The sequence below is a fragment of the Streptomyces sp. NPDC025806 genome (assembly GCF_055558275.1).
Genome location: NZ_JBVHMU010000005.1, coordinates 1 through 20799 on the forward strand (window position 1 = coordinate 1; position 20799 = coordinate 20799).

The following is a 20799-nucleotide window of genomic DNA, read 5'->3' on the forward strand; positions in this document are numbered from 1 at the left end:
AACGGAGCGATCAACGCCCAAGACTCATCCGTCAGTTCATGTCGCCGCACCACGAACGGAGTAACGAGCGATCGACTTTCCGGACACGGCCTAGGGGGCGAACGGGCCGCGGCCCAGCTGCTCGCGCACCGGCGTCACCGGGGCGTTCACCAGGTCGCGCCGCTGCCAGTTCGCCCCGTCCACCACGAGGGTGTGCCCGCTGATGAAGCGGGCGTAGGGCGAGGCGAGGAAGGTGGCCGCCCAGCCGAGTTCCCTCGGCGCGCCCGTCCGCAGGGCCGGCTGTCGGGCGCCGGGGTCCGGGGCGCGGTCGAGTCCGGTACGGATGTCGGCGGTCATGTCCTCGTGCGGCATGAGCCCCGGCACCAGGCCGTTGACCTGGATCCCGTACGGGCCCCACTCCACCGCGAGCGATTCGACGAGGCTCTTGACGCCCGCCTTCGCCGCCGCGCTGTGCGCGAACCCGGGACCGCCCGTCCACGCGTACGAGGCCCCGACCGCGATCACCGAACCCGGGGTGCCCGCGGCGAGGTGACGGCGGCCGAACTCCCGTGTCATCAGGAACGTACCGGTGAGCGTGATGTCCACGACCGCCCGCCAGCCGTTCGGCGACACGTCCTCCGACGGGACGGGGAAATTGGCCGCCGCGTTGTTGACCAGCACGTCCGGGAGGCGGCCGTGCGAGGCGAGCGCCGCGTCGAAGACCTCGGCGATCCGGTCCGCGTCCCGGATGTCGCACAGCTGCGAGGTCACCGGACCCGCGCCGGGGATCTTCGCCAACTCCGCGCGGGCGGGCGCCAGATGCTCCTCGCGGCGGCTGACCAGGAGCAGGGCCGCGCCGAGCCGGGCGAACTCGGCGGCGACCGCCCGCCCCAGACCCGTCCCGCCCCCGGTCACCAGCACGAGCCGCCCGTCATAGGTCCCCGGTGGCAGGGCGTGGGCGCCGGGCGGGGGAGGAGCGGGCAGTCCGGGCAGCGAGGTCGTGGAGTCCATGCGCGCATGGATACCGCGCGGGGCGTCACCTTTCCATGCCCGCGCGGGCCCGGGATCCCCTCACGCCGTGGACGCCGCGACCCGGTCCAGGTCCGTGAGGAGCAGGTCCATGTTGATGGTCGTGCCCGCGCGGTAGCCGGCGCTCGCCGCGTTCACCACCTGCTCCGCCGGGCCCGTCGCGTTGCCCACCGCCCAGACGCCGGGGACGCTCGTCAGGCCCGTCGGGTCCACCGCCGGGAAGCGGCCCGCGGGGGTGTCCCGGGTGTCGGCGCCGAGGTCGGACAGGAGGGAGTCGTTCGGGGTCATGCGGGGCGCCACGACGGCGACGGTGCGCGGGACCACCCGGCCGTCGGCGAGGCGGACCCCGGTGAGGCGGTCGTCCGTCACGACCAGCTCCGCCACCTCACCCGTCACGACGCTCACCTCGGCGGCTGTCAGCAGCCGCCACTCGGTGTCCGTGAGCGCCTCCTCGCCGTGGGCGCCGAGGAACAGGGTCACGTCGTCCGACAACTGGCTGAACAGCAGCGCCTGATGGATGCCGGCGGCCGGCGAGTACAGCACCCCGACCGGCTCGTCCCGCACCTCGTAGCCGTGGCAGTACGGGCAGTGGATCACATCGCGGCCCCAGCGCTCGGCTACGCCGGGAACGTCCGGGAGTTCGTCCGTCAGGCCGGTCGCGACGACCAGCCGACGTCCGTGCACGCCGGCGCCGCCGGCGAGCGTCACGTCGAACGCGCCGGAGCCGTCCGGCACCGCCTTCGTCACCCGGTCCCGGACGAGCTCGACCCCGTACGCGGCGACCTCCTCGCGGACCACGGCCAGGAACTCGGCGGGCGGCATGCCGTCGCGGGACGGGTAGCCCTGCATGTGCGCGGCCGGGGCGTTGCGCGGCTCGCCCGCGTCGACGACGAGCACGGAGCGGCGCGCGCGTCCGAGGATCAGGGCCGCCGAGAGGCCGGCCGTGCCGCCGCCGACCACGACGACGTCGTACTCGTCCCGCTGGGAATCTGGGTTGCTCATCATGGTCACCTCGCTGCACCGGAACGGCGGAATCTCCTGCCGTCTCCCGCTCTCGAAGATGCACCGGATCGAGCGTATTGACAAACAGCTTTGCCGAAACTGCAATGGAAGCATGACGTCGCACTCGCACACCCAGACGGCCGGAGAGTCCGTGGCCGAGCAGCCCGCCGAGAGCATGGAGGCCGTGCTCACGGGCGTCGGGCCGCGCCTGCGCGCCCTGCGCAAGGAGCGTGGCGCCACCCTGACCGGGCTCTCGGAGGCCACCGGCATCTCGGTGAGCACCCTGTCCCGTCTGGAGTCCGGCCTGCGCAAGCCCAGCCTGGAGCTGCTGCTGCCGATCGCGCGCGCCCACCAGGTCGCGCTCGACGAGCTGGTCGGCGCGCCGCCCGTGGGCGACCCGCGCGTGCGGGCCAAGCCGATCGTGCACGGCGGACGCACCATGTTCCCGCTGACCCGGCAGCCGGGCGGACTCCAGGCGTACAAGGTGATCGAGCCGCAGCGCCGCCAGGAGCCCGACCCGCAGACGCACGAGGGCTACGAGTGGATCTACATGCTCTCGGGCAAGCTGCGCCTCGTGCTCGGCGAGCACGACGTGGTGCTCGGGCCCGGCGAGGCCGCCGAGTTCGACACGCGCGTACCGCACTGGTTCGGATCGACGGGCGAGGGGCCGGCCGAGTTCCTCAGCCTCTTCGGGCCGCAGGGCGAGCGGATGCACGTACGGGCCAGACCCGCGCGCGGCCCGCAGGAATGACCCGGCGGCGCATTCGCCGAGAGGCATTCACAAGGCGGCAAGCGACCGCTTAGTATGCGACTGGGCCGGTCAGCGACCGGCCGTGGAACCCGGTGTGACGACGCAGTCCCGTGGAGGCCCCGCATGCAGGCATGGCAAGTGCACGAGAACGGCGAGCCGAGCGAGGTGATGCGCCTCGAAGAGGTCGAGCGCCCCGTGCCCGGCGACGGGCAGGTCCTGCTCAAGGTGCGCGCCGCCAACATCAACTTCCCGGACGCCCTGCTCTGCCGCGGCCAGTACCAGGTCAGGCCCCCGCTGCCGTTCACCCCGGGCGTGGAGATCTGCGGCGAGACCGAGGACGGCCGCCGCGTCATCGCCAACCCGGTGCTGCCGTACGGCGGCTTCGCCGAGTACGCCGTCGCGGACGCGCGCGCCCTGCTGCCCGCACCCGACGCGCTCGACGACGCCGAGACGGCCGCCCTGCACATCGGTTACCAGACCGGCTGGTTCGGCCTGCACCAGCGCGCCCGCCTCCAGGACGGCGAGACGCTGCTCGTGCACGCCGCCGCGGGTGGCGTCGGCAGCGCCGCCGTCCAGCTCGGCAAGGCCGCGGGTGCCCGTGTCATCGGCGTCGTCGGCGGCCCCGAGAAGGCGAAGGTCGCCGCCGAGCTCGGCTGCGACGTCGTGGTCGACCGCCGCTCCGAGGACGTCATCGCCGCCGTCAAGGAGGCCACCGGAGGCCGCGGCGCCGACGTGATCTACGACCCGGTCGGCGGCGAGGCGTACACCCAGTCCGCCAAGACCGTCGCCTTCGAGGGCCGCATCGTCGTCGTCGGTTTCGCCTCGGGCACCATCCCGAGCCCGGCCCTCAACCACGCGCTGGTCAAGAACTACTCGATCCTCGGCCTCCACTGGGGCCTGTACGCGAGCAAGAACCCGAAGCTCATCCCGCACTGCCACGAGAAGCTGACGGAACTCGCCGCGCGCGGCGCCATCAAGCCCCTCGTCAGCGAGCGCGTCGGGCTCGCCGGGGCGCCGGCCGCCGTGCAGCGCGTCGCCGACGGTGTCACCACAGGCCGCGTCGTCGTCGTGCCCGGCCTGGAAGCCCGTACGGAAGGAGCCGCCGCATGAGCGTCGACGCCGCTGAACTGCGGGCGCTGACCCAGGAGTTCCTGGCCGCGCACCCGCCCGCCGACACGCCCCGCGAGGAGTTCCTGCGGGCCCGCTTCGACGCCGGACTCGCCTGGGTGCACTACCCGCAGGGCCTCGGCGGCCTCGACGCGCCGCGCGCCCTCCAGGCCGTCGTCGACGCCGAGCTGACGGCCGCGGGCGCCCCCGGCAACGACCCGCGGCGCAACGGGATCGGGCTCGGCATGGCCGCCCCCACCATCCTGCGCTACGGCACCGAGGAGCAGAAGCAGCGCTTCCTCAAGCCGCTGTGGACCGGCGAGGAGGTGTGGTGCCAGCTGTTCAGCGAGCCCGGCGCCGGCTCCGACCTCGCCGCGCTCGGCACCCGTGCCGTCCTCGACGGCGACACCTGGACCGTCGACGGCCAGAAGGTGTGGACGTCCGGCGCGCACAACGCGCGCTTCGCCATCCTCATCGCCCGCACCGACCCGGACGTGCCCAAGCACAAGGGCATCACGTACTTCGTGTGCGACATGACCGACCCCGGCGTCGACGTGCGGCCACTGCGCCAGATCACCGGCGAGGCCGAGTTCAACGAGGTGTTCCTGACCGGCGTCAAGATCCCCGACGCCCACCGGCTCGGCGAGATCGGCGACGGCTGGAAGGTCGCCCAGACCACGCTCAACAACGAGCGCGTCGCGATCGGCGGCGCCCGCATCCCGCGCGAGGGCGGCCTCATCGGCATCGCCGCGAAGACCTGGCGCGAGCGCCCCGAGCTGCGCACCCACGACCTGCACCAGCGGCTGGTCAAGCTGTGGGTCGACGCCGAGGTCGCCCGGCTGACCGGCGAGCGCCTGCGCCAGCAGCTCGTCGCGGGACAGCCCGGCCCCGAGGGCGCCGGCATGAAGCTCGGCTTCGCCCGGCTCAACCAGGAGATCAGCGGCCTGGAGGTCGAACTCCTCGGCGAGGAAGGCCTGTTGTACGACGACTGGACGCTGCGCCGCCCCGAGCTCGTCGACTTCGAGGGCCGCGAGGCCGGCTACCGCTACCTGCGCGCCAAGGGCAACAGCATCGAGGGCGGGACGAGCGAGATCCTGCTGAACATCGTCGCCGAGCGCGTCCTGGGCCTGCCGCCCGAGCCGCGCACCGACAAGGACGTCGCCTGGAAGGACCTGTCCCGATGAGCCACCAGCCCGACCTCCTCTACACGGAGGAAGAGGAAGCCCTGCGCTCGGCGGTCCGTGACCTGCTCGCCGACCACTGCGACGCCGCGACGGTCCAGGCCCGCGCCGAGTCGGACGAACCGCACGACCGCGCCCTGTGGAAGAACCTCGCCGAGAGCATGGGCCTGGCCGGACTCCTGGTGCCCGAGGAGCGCGGCGGCCAGGGGGCCACGCACCGCGAAGCCGCCGTCGTCCTGGAGGAGTTGGGCCGGGCCGTCGCCCCCGTCCCGTACCTGACGAGCGCCGTCGTCGCGACCGAGGCACTGCTCGCCTGCGACGGCGAGGAGGCCACCACCCTGCTCGCCGCGCTCGCCTCCGGCCGCACGATCGGCGCGCTCGCCGTGCCGCTCTCGGACCGGGCACCGCGCGACGAGTGGAGCGTCCGCGCGGACGGGGCGACGCTGACCGGCGCCGTCACCGGGGTCGCGGACGCGTCCGCCGCCGACGTGTTCCTCGTGCCCACGGCCGAGGGCCTGTTCGCGGTCGACGCCGGAGCCACCGGGGTGGCCGTCACCCCGCAGACCTCGCTCGATCGCACCCGCCCGCTCGCCTCGGTCACGCTGGACGGCGCCGCCGGACGCCTCCTCGCGCCGACCGCGGCACCGGCCGTGCGCCGCGCCCTGCGCGCCGGTGCGGGCCTGCTCGTCTCCGAGCAACTGGGTCTGTCCGAGTGGCTGTTGACCGAGACGGTGCGCTACACGCGCGAGCGGAACCAGTTCAACCGCCCGGTCGGCTCCTTCCAGGCGCTCAAGCACCGCCTTGCCCAGCTCTGGCTAGAGACCGTCAACCTGAAGGCCGCGGCGCGGAACGCGGCGGACGCGCTCGCCGCCGACAGCGAGGACACCGACATCGCGGTGGCCGTCGCGCAGGCGTATGCGGCGCCGGTCGCGGTGCACGCCGCCGAGGAGGCGCTCCAGTTGCACGGCGGCATCGGCATGACCTGGGAGCACCCCATCCACCTCTACCTGAAGCGGGCCAAGGCCGACTCGATCGCGCTCGGCACCGCGGGCCGGCACCGCGAGGAGCTGGCCGAGCTGGTGGAGCTGTGGGCACCGTGACCCGACCCGCCGGGAGCGACATGGCTTGACCCCGTCTTTGCCCGCCCTTGACGAGATGGCATTATTGCGAGCTGTTCGCAACAACAGCTTTGCGCAATAGCAATGGATCTTGAACAGGGGTGGGTGGAGTGGCACGTCCGGCACGGAGCGTCATATCAGGAGCGGCGGTCACCGCACTCGCGCTGACCGCCGCGGCCTGCGCGGCGCCGGACGACGGCACCGGCAGCGGCGCCAGGGGCGGTTCGGACAGCGCCGTCGTCGGCATCGCCTACGAGCCCGACAGCCTCAGCCCCCTGCTCGGCTACGGCAAGGACGGCAACTCGAAGATCTTCGACGGGCTGCTCACCCACGACGCCGGCATGAAGCTGAAGCCCGCGCTCGCCGCCGCCCTGCCGAAGGTCACCGACGACGGCCGCACCTACACGTACCGGCTGCGCGAGGGCGTGAAGTTCAGCGACGGCGAGCCGTTCACGTCGAAGGACGTCGTCTTCACCTACGAGACGATCCTCGACAAGAAGACGAACAACGCCTCGAAGACCGAGCTGGACGCCGTGAAGGACGTCGAGGCGAAGGGCGACGACACCGTCGTCTTCCACCTCAAGTACCCCTACGCGCCGTTCGCCGAGCGCACCGTCCTGCCCATCGCCCCCGCGCACATCGCGGCGAAGCAGGACGTCAACAGCGGCGCCTTCACCACGAAGCCCGTCGGCACCGGCCCCTACGAACTCGTCAAGTGGTCCAAGGGCGAGCAGCTCGTCTTCAAGGCCAACCCCGACTACTGGGGCGGCAGGCCGAAGATCGAGAACTTCACCATGGCCGTCATCAAGGACGACGACGTACGCGCCACCCGGCTGCGCTCCGGCGACCTCGACGGCGCCATCCTCCCGCCGAACCTCGCCAGGACCTTCGCGAAGGACGGCGACAAGAAGACGTACGCGGCCAAGAGCTTCGACTACCGCCTCGTCACCCTGCCCACCGGCAACAAGGTCACGGGCGACACCGCGATCCGCCGCGCCCTCGACCTCGGCGTCGACCGCAAGGCCATGGTCGACCAGATCCTCGAAGGCGCCGGCAAGGAGGCCTACGGGCCGGTCCCGACCGACAGCCCCTGGTTCACGCGGGGCACCGAGCGCACGCACGACCTCGCCGAGGCCAACAAGCTCCTCGACGACGCCGGCTGGAAGAAGGGCGACGACGGCATCCGGACCAAGGACGGAGCCCGCGCCGCCTTCCCGCTCTGGTACCTCACCGGCGACAAGCTCCGCCAGGACCACGCCCTCGCCTACGCCTCCGACGCCAAGAAGCTCGGCATCGACATCAAGGTCGAGTCCGGCACATGGGAGGTCATCATGCCCCGCATGCCCGAGGACGCCGTCCTCGCCGGCGGCGGCGCCCCCGCCGACCCCGACTTCGACCAGTACGGCCTGCTCAGGTCCACGCTCGCGGGCGACGGCTTCAACAACATGGCCTGGTACGACGACAAGAGCGTCGACAGGGCCCTCGAAGCGGCCCGCAGGACCGACGACCGCGCCGAGCGCCAGAAGGCGTACGACACGATCCAGCGCGCCCTGGTGAAGGACCCCGGCTACACCTTCCTCACGCACATCGACCACCTCTACGTCGTCGACCGGCGCTTCGGCGACCTCACCACCCAGGTCGAGCCGCACGACCACGGCCTGGCCTCCGGCCCCTGGTGGAACGTCGAGGACTGGAACGCATGAGCAGGCGGCTCCCCTGGGGGCCGATGGCCCGTCTGACGGGCCGGCGGATCCTGTTCGCCGTGCCCGTCCTGGCCGCCGTCACCTTCGGCGTCTTCGCGGTCGCCGCCGCCTCCCCCTTCGACCCGGTCAAGGCCTACGCGGGCACCGCCGGACTCACCGCGTCGCAGGAGAACCTCGACCAGCTCCGCGAGAACCTCGGCGTCGACCGGCCGCTGACCGGCCGCTGGTGGGACTGGCTCATCTCCGCCCTCCGGGGCGATCTCGGCGACTCCGCCGTCATGCGCCAGCCCGTCGCCCAGGTCATCGGCGAACGCCTCGGTTGGTCCGTCCTGCTCGCCGCCACCGCCTTCCTCGCCGCGATCGTCGTCGGCACCCTCCTCGGTGTCCTCGCCGCGCGCCGGCAGGGCGGCCTGCTCGACCGCGCCGTCACCTCCCTCGCGTACACCCTGGAGGCTGCCCCGCCGTTCTGGCTCGGACTGCTCGCCGTCTGGCTGTTCTCCCTCAAGCTCGGGGTGCTGCCCGCGGGCGGCCTCACCGACACCGGCTCCACCACGATCGCTGCGGGCCAGGTGCTGACCCACCTCGTCCTGCCCGCCGGCGTCCTCGCCGTCTCGCAGCTGCCCTGGTTCATCCTCTACGTGCGCCAAGGCGTCGGCGAAGCCCTCGACGAGGACCCGGTGCGGGGCGCCAAGGCCCGCGGACTCGCCCCGCGCACCGTCCTGTTCGGGCACGCCCTGCGCTCCGGCACGCTGCCCGTGCTCACCCTGATCGGCTCGCGCGTCCCCGAACTCATCACCGGAGCACTCCTCGTGGAGACCGTCTTCAGCTGGCCCGGCATCGCCGCCGCCACCGTCCAGGCCGCCACCTCCGTCGACTTCCCGCTGCTCGCCGCCCTCACGGTCCTCGCGACGTTCGCCGTCCTCGCCGGGAACTGGGCCGCCGACCTGCTGTACGGCCTCGCCGACCCGAGGGTGGGCTTCGATGGCTGACCGGACCCTCACCTGGCGCACGCACGGCACCCGGCGACGCTCCACGCGCGCGTGGCGGGTCCGGTCCTCCGCCCTGATCGTGGCCGCCGTCCTGCTCGCCGTCCTGCTCGTGCCGTCCCTGACCCAGCTGGACCAGCAGGCCGTCGACCTCGCCGCGAAGCTCCGACCGCCCTCCTGGGCGCACCCGTTCGGCACCGACGACGTCGGCCGCGACCTGCTGCTGCGCTGCGTCTACGGCCTGCGCGTCTCCCTGCTCGTCGGGGTCGTCGCCGCCGTCGTCGCCACCGTCATCGGGACCGCCGTGGGTGCGCTCGCCGGCGCCCTCGGCGGCTGGTTCGACCGGGGCCTGATGCGCGTCGTCGACGCCTTCTCCTCCGTGCCGCACCTGCTGCTCGGCATCTTCGTCGTCGCCATGTTCCGCCCCGGCGTCTGGCCCGTCGTGATCTCCGTCGGACTCACCCACTGGCTGTCGACGGCTCGGATCGTGCGTGCCGAAGTACTCTCCCTGCGCTCGCGGCCCTACATCGACGCGGCGATCTCCGGCGGCGCCTCCCGATGGCGGGTCACCGTGCGGCACCTGCTGCCCGGCGTCCTGCCGCGGGCCGCGCTCGCCGCCGTCCTCATGGTGCCGCACGCCGTCTGGCACGAGTCCGCCCTGTCCTTCCTCGGCCTAGGCCTCCCCGCCCACCAGGCGAGCCTCGGCACCCTCGTCCAGTCGGCGCGCGGCTCGCTCCTCGCCGGCGACTGGTGGCCCACCCTGTTCCCCGGCCTGTTCATCATCGTGCCGACCCTCGCCATCGCGGGCCTCGCGGGCGCCTGGCGCGAACGCTTCGACCCGCGCCGCCGATCGGAGCTGACCCTGTGACCCCGGTGCTCTCGGTGGACGGCCTCTCCGTCCGGTTCCGGATGCGCGACGGCGCGTACGTACGCGCCGTCAGCGACGTCTCGTTCGACCTCGCGGCGGGGGAGTGCCTGGCCCTCGTCGGCGAGAGCGGCTGCGGCAAGTCCGTGCTCGCCTCCGCCCTGCTCGGCCTCCTCCCCGCCAACGCCGAGACCGCCGGCAGCGCACGCGTCGACGGCCTCGACCTGCTCGGCGCCGACGAGGCGACCCTGGCGCGCACCGTGCGCGGCCGGCGCGTCGGACTCGTCCCGCAGAGCCCCGCCGCCCACCTCACCCCCGTCCGCACCGTCCGCTCCCAACTCGCCGAGACCGTACGGGAACTGACCGGCATCGGACGGCGCGGCCCGGAGCTCGGCGCCGCCGTCGAAGCCGCCGCCGCACGCGCCGCTTTCCCCGCCGACCACCTCGACCGCTACCCCCACGAGCTCTCCGGTGGCCTCGCCCAGCGCGCGGCCACCGCCCTCGCCCTCGTCGGCGACGCCCCACTGCTGCTCGCCGACGAACCCACGACCGGACTCGACCGCGACCTCGTCGACCGCACCGTCGACGAACTGCGCCGGCACATCGGCGACGAGCGGGCCCTGCTGCTCATCACCCACGACCTCGCCGCCGCCGCACGCATCGCCGACCGCGTCGCCGTGATGTACGCGAGCCGCATCGTCGAACTCGCCGACGCCGCCCCGTTCTTCGGCCCGCCGGGCCCCCGGCACCCGTACGCCCGCGGCCTCCTGAACGCCCTGCCCGACCGGGACTTCACCCCGATCCCCGGCATGCCGCCCGTACTGGGCGCGCTGTCGCCGGGCTGCGCCTTCGCCGAGCGCTGCGACCGCGCCGACGCCGCCTGCGACCGGCTTCCACCGCTCCTCGACGGCACCGCCTGTCACCACCCCGTACGGGAGGCCGTCCATGCTTGAGCTGCGCCGCGTCACCGCGGGGTACGACCGCCGCGAGCCCGTCCTGCGGGACGTCAGCCTCACCCTGGAACCCGGCGAGAGCGTCGGCCTGCTCGGTCCCAGCGGCTGCGGCAAGTCCACGCTCGCCCGGGTCGCGGCCCTGCTGCACGAGCCGTACGCCGGCGAGGTCGTCCTCGACGGCGAGCCCGTCCGCGGCTGGCGGCACCGGGCGCCCCGCGCACAGCGCACCGCCTTCGGCGTCGTCTTCCAGCAGCCCCGTCTCTCGGCCGACCCGCGCCTGCGCCTGACCGACCTCGTCGCGGAACCCCTGCGCGCGAACGGGCTCGACCCCACCGCCCGGGTTGCGGAACTCGCCGAACGGGTCGGACTCGGCCCGGACCTGCTGGCCCGCCGCCCCCACGAGGTCAGCGACGGCCAGCTCCAGCGCGCCTGCGTGGCCCGGGCGCTTGCCCTGCGGCCGCGGTGGCTGATCTGTGACGAGATGACGGCGATGCTCGATGCGTCGACGACGGCGGCGTTGGTCGGGGTGGTGGAGGAGTATCGCGGGGAGAGCGGGGCCGGGGTGTTGGCTGTGGGGCACGATCGGGTGTTGCTGGAGCGCTGGTGCGGGCGGATTCTGGACTGGAGCGTGCGGCCCCGGCCTTCGAGGTGACAGCACCTCGACGCCGAGCGCGCGATTCAGTGGACCTGAGCCTCGGCGGCAGCGCCGCCGCCGTAGGGGGCGAGGATCATCGCCGTTTGCCGCGCCATCGTGGCTGATCGCGCAGTTCCCCGCGCCCCTTACGAGGCCTGTCGTGCCCCCGCGCTTGATGGGGCGCCGCCCTGGCCCCAGCCCATCTCCCGGCGCGTTCGGCCCGGCGACCTGCCTCGCGTCCAGCTCCGGGCCCGGATACATGTGGCGTGCCGCCGCCTTGGGCGGCACGGGTGGGCAAGGCGGCACCCAGGTGCCGGGTGCCTGAATCATTGGGGCTCCGCCATGCCGCCGTTGCCGGGTGCTGCGTCGTCGGGGCTGGGCGCGCGGTTCTCCGCGCCCCTCTCGGGGCGTATCTGACCGGGGCTGGATGCGTGCCGCCGCCCCCGGTGAACCATGGGCGACGGTCCGGACAACTCCCTTGCGGGGGCTGCCTTTTGGCGGGGCGGGCCGCGCATACTCACCCGTGTCCTCAACGGCCCACCACGGGAGGCATCATGGCCCCGACCACCCGCCGCAGAGCCCTCGGCACCTTCGCCGCCGCCCTGGCCACCGGTCTCGCCGCGCCCCAGCTCGCCCGGGCGGACGGGCAGGGGCCGCGCGGGCCCCGGCCCCTGTCGCGCGCCCACGCCCACAACGACTACGAGCACCCCCGGCCGCTGTTCGACGCGCTGGACCACCGCTTCAACAGCGTCGAGGCCGACGTCTACCTCGTCGACGGCGACCTCCTCGTCGCCCACGACCCCGTCGATCTCGACCCGAGCCGCACCCTGGAATCCCTCTACCTGGCTCCGCTCGCCGCCCGCGTCCGGGCGAACCACGGATCGGTGTACCGGGGGCACCGCGTGCCGCTTCAACTGCTCGTCGACATCAAGACCGACGGCGCGGCCACCTACCTCGAACTCGACCGCCAACTGGGCCGACACCGCCACCTGTTCACGACCTACGCCTACGGCCGCGTGCGCCCCGGACCCGTCACCGCGGTCGTCTCCGGCGACCGCGCCGCCCGTGCCCCCATGGAGGCCCAGACCGCACGCCGCGCCTTCTACGACGGCCGGCTCGCCGACCTCGGCACCGCCGCCCCGGCCTCCTTCGTACCGCTGATCAGCGACAACTGGGCGAACAACTTCACGTGGCAGGGCGTGGGCCCGATCCCCGCCGCCGAACGCGACAAGCTGCGCCAGATCGTGGGCGCCGCGCACGCCGCCGGACAGCGCGTCAGGTTCTGGGCCACCCCCGACCTCGCGGGTCCGCAACGGGACGCGGTCTGGGCCGAGTTGACCGCCGCCGACGTCGACCACCTGAACACCGACGACCTCGCCGGACTCCAGGCCTTCCTGGAAACGTACGACCGGTGACCGCCCGTTAACACTCTTTCGGGGGACAGGTCGTGCCCCGGGACGAGCCCTCCGCTGCGCCACACTTGCGGCCGAAAGCCACGGCGTGGGCGTGGCGGAGGAGGTTCGGCGATGTCTCTGTCCATTTCCATCGTGCTGCTGCTCCTGATCGTCGCGGTGATCTTCCTGCGCAACGGGGCGCTCAAGCTCTCGCACGCCCTGGTGTGCGTCATGCTCGGCTTCCTGCTCGCGGGTACCAGCGCCGCCCCGACCATCCATGACGGCATCAACGCCACGGCGGGCCTGGTCAGCGGCCTCAACCCGTGACACCGGCCCGCCCCGGGGTGATCGTTTCGGGTTCGTGAACAACTCCCGTATGTACATGGACACTTCAAGGGAGTCGGCCTAGCTTCGGCGCATGCCGCAGCGAAGAAGCCTCGCCCGTGCCCTAGCCCGTGCCCTCGCCTTGGCCCTCGTCGTCGCGGGCGCCAGTGTCCTCGGCCCGTCCGTGGCCTCGGCCGACGACATCCCCAAGGCGCCGGGATTCCGACTCGTCCCGCAGTACGAGGGCGCGCCCGCCGTCCCCCGCCCGGTCACGGGCCGTACCCCGGACCAGCACCCGTACCTCGCCGCCAACGGCCGCAGTGGGATGCACGCCGACGCCTGGGGCAGCGGCACCTACCCGTGGAGTGGGCCGCGCGGCGTACGCCCCACGGTGAGCAGCGAGAAGATGGCCGCCCTCGGCGGCGAGTGCGCCACCGTCACCTTCGACAAGGCCGGCCGCATCGTCACCGTCTGCGGCACCTTCACCGGCTTCCTCGTCAAACTCCTCGACCCGAAGAGCCTCGCGACGCTCGCCGAGTACCAGCTCCCGCAGCGGCCGTCCACCGTCGAGGCCATCACCCGCCTCGACTTCTCGAAGATCTTCAAGGACACGTCCGGCGGCGCCTACTCCTACCTCGACGAGCAGGACCGGCTCGTCCTCGCCGACTCCCGCCAGCACATCGTCCGGCTCGCCCACGAACAGGCCGCGGACGGCACCTGGAGCTTCCGGGTGACCGACGACTGGGACCTCACCGGACAGGTCCCGCACGACTGCGTCAGCTGGACCAACCTCTACCCCAGCGGCACCTGCGACCCCGTCACCTCCGTCATGCCCGACTGGGACGGCCGCATCTGGTGGGTGACCCGGCAGGGCCGCGTCGGCACCGTCGACCCCGACAGCGGCACCATCCGCTCGATCCGGCTGGACGGCGAGGAGATCCAGAACTCGTTCTCCGTGGCCCGGGACGGCGTCTCCATCGTCACCGACCACGCCCTCTACAGCTTCCAGGCCACCGCCGACGGCACCCCCGACGTCGTGTGGCGCCAGACCTACGACCGGGGCACCGGCACCAAACCGGGCTCCGTGAACCAGGGTTCGGGCACCACCCCCGACCTCTTCGGCGAGCGCGAGAACTACGTCGCGATCACCGACAACGCCGACGACCGCATGAACGTCCTCGTCTACCGGCGCGACCCCGGCGTCCCCGACGCACAGCGCCTCGTCTGCAAGATCCCCGTCTTCGGCTCCGGCGCCTCCACCACCGACAACTCCCTCATCTCGTACGGGAACAGTCTCGTCGTCGAGAACAACTACGGCTACGAGAACATCACGTCGCTCACCCTCGGCCGCAGCGTCGTCGGCGGCGTCACCCGCATCGACGTCCGCCCCGACGGCAGCGGCTGCGACACCGTCTGGGAGAGCCAGGAACGCTCCCCGTCCACCGTGCCGAAGCTGTCCACCGCCGACGGGCTGCTGTACCTGTACACGAAGAAGCCCGACAAGCTCGGCATCGACGCCTGGTACCTGACCGCCGTCGACTTCCACACCGGCGAGACCCGGTGGAAGCGGCTCGTGGGAACGGGCATCGCCTACGACAACAACTGGGCGCCCGTCACCCTCGGACCGGACGGCACGGCCTACGTCGGCGTCTTCAACGGGCTCACGGCCGTGCGGGACGAGTGACGCGGCGCGGTCAGGTGCCGAGCAGCCGGGACCGGATCAGGAAGCGGACGCCCTCCGGGGCCTCCAGCGAGAATCCGCTGCCACGCCCCTCGACCACGTCCACGATGAGCCGGGTGTGGCTCCACACCTCGTACTGGCTCCGCGACATCCAGAACGGCACCGGCTCGGCCACCCCCGGCACCGCCAGCTCGGCGAGCAGGACGTCCGCCGCACCGGTGCGGAACTCGCCGTCCGGATAGCACATCGGGGCGCTGCCGTCGCAGCAGCCGCCGGACTGGTGGAACATCAGCGGGCCGTGGGACTCCCGCAGCCGCCGCAGCAGCGCGGCGGCCTCGGGAGTCAGCTCCACGCGGGGTTCGTCGCTCATGACGGGCCAGTCAAGCCACGAGGACGTTGCGAGCACGTTGCACGGACGGGGGCCCGTGCCGCATAGGCTCGCACCATGGAACAGAGGGAGATCATCCTGCGGGCGATCGGCGTGCTGACCGAGACGCAGGAGATGGTGCGCAGACTCACCGACGGCGAGCAGCTCGACACCGACGTCACCCAGCTGGGGCGGCTGGTCTCGGAGGTCTTCCCGACCGTCGAGATCCCGGCGGGCGCGACCGCCGAACAGGCGGCCGAGATCACCATCTCCGCCCTGATGCCGGCCAGCGTCTCGCTCGTGGAGGCCTTCGCCTTCCTGTTCACCCAGCTCGCCCTGGTGCACGACGAGGGCCGCAGGGACGTCAGCTCCACCGAACTGCTCCAGGAGATCGCCCTGCGGATGTCCGCGCCGGAGTCCCCGGAGAGCCCGGACACACCCGACGCGGACTGACGACCAGGGCGTGTGTCGAAAGTCCCGCCTGCCCCGCGGCGCCCGGCACGCACGCTCGCGGCGTTGCCGAAACGTCCACATAGCTCCGCTATGAGGACGCTCCGGCGCCTTGCGATCGCACGCACCGGACACCGCGGGGCCCGCCCTTCGGGCGGACGACGGGACTTTCGACACACGCCCTAGCGGTTCGGGTCCCGGAAACGGCCGAACGCCTTCGACAGGGCGCCGAGCGGTGAACCGTCCGGCCGGGCCACGGGCGTGGCCGGACGCGGCGCCGCCGAGCCCGCCTCCGCCAGCGCGGCCTGCGCCGCCTCGGCCGCCTCCTTGTACAGGTCGCGGGACTTGGTCATGGCGTCCAGCGCCTCCGCGTACCGGCCGACCATGTCCTGCGCGTGCGCCAGCTCCTCCTCGGGCGTCAGCAGATGCCAGCCCTTGCGCAGCCGGTTCACCACCCGCTCCGCCTCCGCGGACAGCGGCCTCGGCAGCGCCGCCGCGGCCCTGACCCGGTCCAGGAGCTCGGGCTGCTCCGACCCGTCCAGGAACACGCTGCGGACCGTGAAGGCCTCCGGCTCGTACCCCGGCTCGCGGGGCGTCGCGGGCAGCACGACGGCGCCGCCGCGCGGCAGCCGCACGTCCAGCTCCTTGCGCAGCGCGAAGTCCACGATCTGCGCCAGCTCGGGCGCCGCCCGGTGCTCGATCACCCGGTGCCGCAGGCTAGGCGGCAGCGACGCGACGACCGGAAGCTGCCCCCGCAGGTCTGGGGTCATCGCCTCGTGCACCACGACATGCGTGTACCAGCTGTCGCGCGAGCACTCCCGCAGCAGCCGGCGCACCGCGTCGTCGTCCTTGGGCAGCGGGTTCGTCGCGCGGACACGCAGCCCCGCCACTGTCTCGTGGTCCCACGGCACGCGCTCGCTGTCCGGCCAGAACATCGTCGCGGGCGAGGGCCAGTGCGGCTGCCAGTCGGCCTCGGCCTCCGCCGCCAGGACCCACGGCACGCCGCCCTCGGTCTCACGGCGCCGGGCCTCCGGCTCGTACGTCGTCAGCTGCGCCCGCACGGTGACGTCGCCGTCCACCCGCCAGCGGGCCTCGAAGACGCGCCGGGCACCGGGGCCCGGGTCCGCGTCCTCGTCACGGGGATGCATCGCCGTGGAGCGCGCGGCGTCGGCAGGATCGAGATCCAGGAAACCGTCCAGCACCCCGGCCGCTTCGAGAGCGATCAGATTGCGCCGGACGTCCTGCTCGGGCTCGGGACCGGTGTGGCGGCCACGGGCCGGCCAGACAGTCGCGGGGGCGGGGTTCGCGGAAGGTTTCTTCTTGGCCATGGAGTCGATCTGTGAGCGGACGGGGCCCGACCAGTATGGTCCGTCGGCCTGTGCGCGCGGGGGACCAGGGGGTGCGGGTGTCGGGATTGTCGCGCCGGGATTGTCGCACGTGCCCGCGATTCCCGGCCGTGTACCCCGGACGCGCCCGCCCGATCCCGTACGCTCGCGGCATGGCCAGGTACTTCGACGTGCATCCCGAGAACCCGCAGGCGCGCCTGATCACGGCCGTCGCCGACAGCATCCGCGACGGGGCGCTCGTCGCCTATCCGACGGACTCCTGCTACGCGCTGGGCGCGCGGCTCGGCAACCGCGAGGGGGTCGAGCGGATCCGCGCGATCCGCCAGCTCGACGACAAGCACCACTTCACGCTGGTGTGCCAGGACTTCGCGCAGCTCGGCCGGTTCGTGCACATCGACAACGACGTGTTCCGCGCCATCAAGGCGGCCACACCGGGCAAGTACACCTTCATCCTGCCCGCGAGCCGCGAGGTGCCGCGCCAGCTCCAGCACCCGAAGAAGAAGACCGTCGGCGTCCGCATCCCCGACCACGTCGTCACCCAGGCCCTGCTCGCCGAGCTCGGCGAGCCGCTCCTGTCGAGCACCCTGCTGCTGCCCGGCGAGGACGAGCCGCTCACCCAGGGCTGGGAGATCAAGGAGCGGCTGGACCACTCCGTCGACGCGGTGGTCGACTCCGGCGACTGCGGCACCGAGCCGACCACCGTCATCGACTTCTCCGACGGCGAGGCCGAGATCGTCCGGCACGGCGCGGGGGACACCGACCGCTTCGAGTGACCGGCGCGTCCCGCGGACTCAGACCGTACCCAGGAAACGGATGTGCGGTCCCGCCTCCGGGTCCGGGTGCGTGATCCTGGCCCGTACGCCGTAGACGTCCGCGACCAGCTCCTCCGTCAGGACCGCGCCAGGGGTGCCGGCCGCCACGAGCCGGCCCGCGCGCAGCACGACGACCTCGTCGCAGTACGTGGCCGCGAGGTTCAGGTCATGCAGGGCGACCACACAGGTCAGGTCGAGGCTGCGGACCAGGTCGAGCAGCTCCAGCTGGTGCTGGATGTCAAGATGGTTCGTCGGCTCGTCCAGGAGCAGTTCACGCGGCTCCTGGGCCAGCGCCCGCGCGATCTGCACTCGCTGCCGCTCACCGCCCGACAGCGTGTGCCACAGCCGGTCCGCGCGGTCGGCGAGCCCGCTGCGCTCCAGCGCCGAGCGCACCGCCCGCTCGTCCGCCGCCGAGGCCGGCGACCACGCTCTGCGGTGCGGGATCCGGCCGAGCCGCACCACGTCCGCGACCGTCAGCTCCACCTGCGTGTCGGACTGCTGCTGCACCAGCGCGATCCGGCGCGCCGCCTCCCTGCGCCCGACCTCGGCGAGCGGATCGCCGTCGAGCGTGACGACCCCGGCCGTCGGCGCGAGCACCCCGGCCAGCAGCCGCAACAGCGTCGACTTGCCCGACCCGTTCGGCCCCAGAATTCCCGTCACCGAACCGGGCTTCGGCGCGAGGCTCACCCCGTCGAGGATCAGCGTCCCGTCCGCCGACCGGGCCACGCGCTCGGCGCCGAGCCCCGCCGTCATCGTGTGCTCCGGCCGCGCCACAGCACGTACACGAACGCGGGCACGCCGATCAGCGACGTCACCACCCCCACGGGAACCTCCTGCGGTTCGAGAGCCGTCCGGGCCAGCGTGTCGACCCACACCAGGAACACGGCCCCGGCGAGCGCGGTGGCCGGCAGCAGCCGGGTGTGGCCGGGGCCCACCAGGGCGCGGGCCGCGTGCGGCAGCACCAGGCCGACGAAGCCGATCGCGCCCGCCGCGCTGACCAGCGCCGCCGTCAGCAGCGCCGTCACGCACAGCAGGACCAGCCGGGTGCGGGCCACCCGCACACCGAGCGCGGCCGCCGCCTCGGGGCCGAACGCGAACGCGTCGAGCGTCCTCCCGTACCCGAGGCACACCGCGAGCGTGACCACGAGGACGGCCAGACACAGCCACACCTCGGTCCAGCCGACCCCGCCGAGCGAACCGAGCAGCCAGAACAGGACGCCGCGCGTGGTCTCCGCGTCCGCCGCCGTCAGGACGACGAACGAGGTCAGCGCCGAGAACAGCTGCATCGCCGCGACACCGCACAGCACCACCCGGTCCGTGGTCCCGCCCAGCGCGTGACTGAGCACCAGCACCAGACCGAAGGAACAGACGGCGCCCAGGAACGCGCCGCCGGACACCGACAGGGCGCCCCCGCCGATCCCCAGCACGACGACCAGGACGGCGCCGGTCGAGGCCCCGGAGGAGACGCCGAGCACGAACGGGTCCGCGAGCGGATTGCGCAGCAGGGCCTGGAGGACCGTGCCGCAGACCGCGAGGCCGGCCCCGCACACGGCGGCCAGCAGGGTGCGCGGCAGCCGCAGGTTCCACACGATCCCGTCGCGGATCGGCGACAGGTCCGAGCTGCCCCAGCCGAGCCGGGCCGCGACCGACGCCCACACGTCACCGACCCCGATGTGCGCGGGGCCGATCGTGATGGCGACGGCGACCGAGAGGCACAGGGCGAGCAGGCCCGCCGCCGCGTACGACGCCGGGCGCAGGCGGGTCACTGGGTGAGACCGAGTCACTTGGCGAGACCGAGTCACTTGGTGTGGCCGGGTCACTTGGTGAGGCCGAACGCGCGCAGCGCCGCCGCCACCTTCTCCACGCCGTCCACGGTGCGGATCGTCGGATTGAGGTCCTGCCCCTTGAGCAGCACGTAGCGCTTCTCGCGGACCGCCTTCATGTTCTTCGTCGCGGGGTCGGACTCCAGGAACCTGATCTTCTGCGCCGCCGACTCGGCCGACTGGGAGCGCCGGGTCAGATCGCCGATCACCAGGACGTCCGGGTCGCGGTCCACGACCGTCTCCCAGTTGATCTGCGGCCACTCCTCGTGGGTGTCGTCGAAGACGTTGCGCACCCCGAGCGCGTTCGTGATGACGCCGGGCGCGCCGCAACATCCCGCCATGTACGGCGACTTGGAGTCGGAGAACCAGTACAGGACGCGCACGCCGTCGGCGTCGCCGCCCGAAGCGGCCTTGTGCACCCGGGACTTGAGCGTGGCGACCAGCTTCTCGCCGCGCTCGCGCACGTCGAAGACGCGTGCCAGGTCCCGGATCTCGCCGTAGACCGTGTCCATCGTCAGCGCCTCGGTACGGACGCCGTCGCCGTCGCCGCTGTTGTCCTTGTCCGCGCAGTCGGTGGGGGAGAGGTACGTCGGCACGCCGAGCTTCTCGAACGAGGCGCGCGGCGCCACGCCGCCCTTGCCGAGCGTGTACCCGAACGAGGCGGCGGCGAAGTCGGGTTCCGTGTCGAGGACCGTCTCGAACGACGGGTAGCGCTCCGCGAGGCGCGGCACCTTCGCGTTCGCCTTCGCCAGGTTCGGGCGCACCGGGTCGGTCCAGGTGCCGGTGCCCACCATCCGGTCGGCGAGCCCGAGGGACAGCATGATCTCGGCCGATCCCTGGTCGAGGGCGACGGCGCGGCGCGGCGGGTGCGCGACGTGCACGCGCTGCCCGCAGTTGGTGAGCGTGACACCGGCGCCGGACGCGTCGTCGGAGCGGTCCGACGGGGCGCCGGAGCCGCACGCGGTGAGCAGCAGCGCGGTGATCGGCGCGAGGGCGCAGAAGCGGGCGAGACGTGCGAAGGGCACGGGAGATCCTTTAGCGTCCAGGGCTCAAACGCGGAGCCGGCCAACGGTCCGCCCCGGCCGGTGGACGGGCGGGGCCGCCAGCAGGTCTTCGGACTCGGGGTCGTCCGGACGGAGCGCCTTCCCGGGCCCGGTTCCCCCCGGCCCAGTGGCAGTTGCCCCGCCCGTCGCCCACACCGCTGCGCGTCAGTTCCGGTCTTGCACCGGATTCCCTGACCCGAGTACGTACAAGTACGCACAAAGGTACGACTGGCTTGGGGAAGCTATCACAG

General features: G+C 72.9%; 21 protein-coding genes and 1 riboswitch. Of the genes, 14 read left to right on the forward strand and 7 right to left on the reverse strand.

Annotation, left to right across the window (positions count from 1 at the left end; genetic code table 11):
* Nucleotides 1-90: 90 nt before the first annotated feature.
* Both ACZ4E1_RS12720 and ACZ4E1_RS12725 read right to left on the reverse strand, forming a co-directional pair.
* Complete coding sequence (locus ACZ4E1_RS12720; RefSeq protein ID WP_467538575.1) at nt 91-990, reverse strand: SDR family oxidoreductase; 900 nt, start codon at nt 988-990, stop codon at nt 91-93.
* Nucleotides 991-1050: 60 nt separating this feature from the next.
* Nucleotides 1051-2010 carry an NAD(P)/FAD-dependent oxidoreductase gene (locus ACZ4E1_RS12725; RefSeq protein WP_467538577.1) on the reverse strand — a complete coding sequence of 320 codons (960 nt, stop codon included), beginning with the start codon at nt 2008-2010 and terminating at the stop codon, nt 1051-1053.
* 175 nt (nt 2011-2185) lie between these two features.
* Here ACZ4E1_RS12725 and ACZ4E1_RS12730 point away from each other — a divergent pair, with 175 nt between their 5' ends.
* From ACZ4E1_RS12730 to ACZ4E1_RS12785, 12 genes are all read left to right on the forward strand, one after another.
* On the forward strand, nt 2186-2761 hold the full coding sequence (locus tag ACZ4E1_RS12730) for a helix-turn-helix domain-containing protein (RefSeq protein WP_467539584.1): 576 nt from the start codon (nt 2186-2188) through the stop codon (nt 2759-2761).
* 123 nt (nt 2762-2884) lie between these two features.
* Entirely contained in the window at nt 2885-3871 is a 987-nt protein-coding gene (locus ACZ4E1_RS12735) for an NADPH:quinone oxidoreductase family protein (protein WP_467538579.1), read from the forward strand.
* Nucleotides 3868-5052, forward strand: a complete 1185-nt coding sequence (locus ACZ4E1_RS12740) for an acyl-CoA dehydrogenase family protein (protein ID WP_467538583.1) — start codon at nt 3868-3870, stop codon at nt 5050-5052. The genes ACZ4E1_RS12735 and ACZ4E1_RS12740 overlap by 4 nt, the downstream gene beginning before the upstream one ends.
* A complete protein-coding gene (locus tag ACZ4E1_RS12745; protein WP_467538586.1) occupies nt 5049-6149 on the forward strand; it encodes an acyl-CoA dehydrogenase family protein in 1101 nt (366 codons plus the stop codon). Before ACZ4E1_RS12740 ends, ACZ4E1_RS12745 begins: the two co-directional genes overlap by 4 nt.
* 152 nt (nt 6150-6301) lie before the next feature.
* Nucleotides 6302-7870, forward strand: a complete 1569-nt coding sequence (locus ACZ4E1_RS12750) for an ABC transporter substrate-binding protein (protein WP_467539585.1) — start codon at nt 6302-6304, stop codon at nt 7868-7870.
* Nucleotides 7867-8859 (forward strand): ABC transporter permease, encoded by a 993-nt coding sequence (locus tag ACZ4E1_RS12755; protein WP_467538588.1) that lies wholly within the window; start codon nt 7867-7869, stop codon nt 8857-8859. Before ACZ4E1_RS12750 ends, ACZ4E1_RS12755 begins: the two co-directional genes overlap by 4 nt.
* Nucleotides 8852-9724, forward strand: a complete 873-nt coding sequence (locus ACZ4E1_RS12760) for an ABC transporter permease (protein WP_467538589.1) — start codon at nt 8852-8854, stop codon at nt 9722-9724. The genes ACZ4E1_RS12755 and ACZ4E1_RS12760 overlap by 8 nt, the downstream gene beginning before the upstream one ends.
* Nucleotides 9725-9765: 41 nt before the next feature.
* Nucleotides 9766-10674, forward strand: a complete 909-nt coding sequence (locus tag ACZ4E1_RS12765) for an ABC transporter ATP-binding protein (RefSeq protein WP_467539586.1) — start codon at nt 9766-9768, stop codon at nt 10672-10674.
* Nucleotides 10667-11326 carry an ABC transporter ATP-binding protein gene (locus tag ACZ4E1_RS12770; RefSeq protein ID WP_467538591.1) on the forward strand — a complete coding sequence of 220 codons (660 nt, stop codon included), beginning with the start codon at nt 10667-10669 and terminating at the stop codon, nt 11324-11326. The genes ACZ4E1_RS12765 and ACZ4E1_RS12770 overlap by 8 nt, the downstream gene beginning before the upstream one ends.
* Before the next feature lie 536 nt (nt 11327-11862).
* Nucleotides 11863-12723: a phosphatidylinositol-specific phospholipase C/glycerophosphodiester phosphodiesterase family protein gene (locus tag ACZ4E1_RS12775; RefSeq protein ID WP_467538593.1), complete on the forward strand. Its 861-nt coding sequence runs from the start codon at nt 11863-11865 to the stop codon at nt 12721-12723.
* 111 nt (nt 12724-12834) lie between these two features.
* A complete protein-coding gene (locus tag ACZ4E1_RS12780) occupies nt 12835-13029 on the forward strand; it encodes a hypothetical protein (RefSeq protein ID WP_467538596.1) in 195 nt (64 codons plus the stop codon).
* 91 nt (nt 13030-13120) lie between these two features.
* Nucleotides 13121-14710 carry a hypothetical protein gene (locus tag ACZ4E1_RS12785; protein ID WP_467538598.1) on the forward strand — a complete coding sequence of 530 codons (1590 nt, stop codon included), beginning with the start codon at nt 13121-13123 and terminating at the stop codon, nt 14708-14710.
* A gap of 10 nt (nt 14711-14720) precedes the next feature.
* On the opposite strand, the gene ACZ4E1_RS12790 is transcribed toward ACZ4E1_RS12785, so the two are convergent.
* A complete protein-coding gene (locus ACZ4E1_RS12790) occupies nt 14721-15077 on the reverse strand; it encodes a DUF779 domain-containing protein (protein WP_188335373.1) in 357 nt (118 codons plus the stop codon).
* Nucleotides 15078-15152: 75 nt separating this feature from the next.
* Between ACZ4E1_RS12790 and ACZ4E1_RS12795 the strand changes: the two genes are divergently transcribed.
* On the forward strand, nt 15153-15527 hold the full coding sequence (locus tag ACZ4E1_RS12795; protein ID WP_467538601.1) for a hypothetical protein: 375 nt from the start codon (nt 15153-15155) through the stop codon (nt 15525-15527).
* A gap of 179 nt (nt 15528-15706) precedes the next feature.
* Here the strand turns inward: ACZ4E1_RS12795 and ACZ4E1_RS12800 are convergent, their stop codons facing one another.
* Nucleotides 15707-16852 (reverse strand): hypothetical protein, encoded by a 1146-nt coding sequence (locus tag ACZ4E1_RS12800; protein ID WP_467538604.1) that lies wholly within the window; start codon nt 16850-16852, stop codon nt 15707-15709.
* 170 nt (nt 16853-17022) lie between these two features.
* Between ACZ4E1_RS12800 and ACZ4E1_RS12805 the strand changes: the two genes are divergently transcribed.
* The gene (locus ACZ4E1_RS12805; protein WP_467538606.1) at nt 17023-17643 is read left to right on the forward strand and encodes an L-threonylcarbamoyladenylate synthase; all 621 of its coding nucleotides are present in this window, start codon (nt 17023-17025) and stop codon (nt 17641-17643) included.
* Between the two features lie 18 nt (nt 17644-17661).
* On the opposite strand, the gene ACZ4E1_RS12810 is transcribed toward ACZ4E1_RS12805, so the two are convergent.
* From ACZ4E1_RS12810 to ACZ4E1_RS12820, 3 genes are read right to left on the reverse strand one after another with little or no spacing between them, the layout of a single operon-like run.
* The gene (locus ACZ4E1_RS12810; RefSeq protein ID WP_467538608.1) at nt 17662-18435 is read right to left on the reverse strand and encodes an ABC transporter ATP-binding protein; all 774 of its coding nucleotides are present in this window, start codon (nt 18433-18435) and stop codon (nt 17662-17664) included.
* Nucleotides 18432-19448 carry a FecCD family ABC transporter permease gene (locus tag ACZ4E1_RS12815; RefSeq protein ID WP_467538610.1) on the reverse strand — a complete coding sequence of 339 codons (1017 nt, stop codon included), beginning with the start codon at nt 19446-19448 and terminating at the stop codon, nt 18432-18434. Before ACZ4E1_RS12815 ends, ACZ4E1_RS12810 begins: the two co-directional genes overlap by 4 nt.
* A 50-nt stretch (nt 19449-19498) precedes the next feature.
* Nucleotides 19499-20530 (reverse strand): ABC transporter substrate-binding protein, encoded by a 1032-nt coding sequence (locus tag ACZ4E1_RS12820; protein WP_467538612.1) that lies wholly within the window; start codon nt 20528-20530, stop codon nt 19499-19501.
* A gap of 62 nt (nt 20531-20592) precedes the next feature.
* Nucleotides 20593-20796, reverse strand: a riboswitch (cobalamin riboswitch).
* Between the last annotated feature and the right edge of the window lie 3 nt (nt 20797-20799).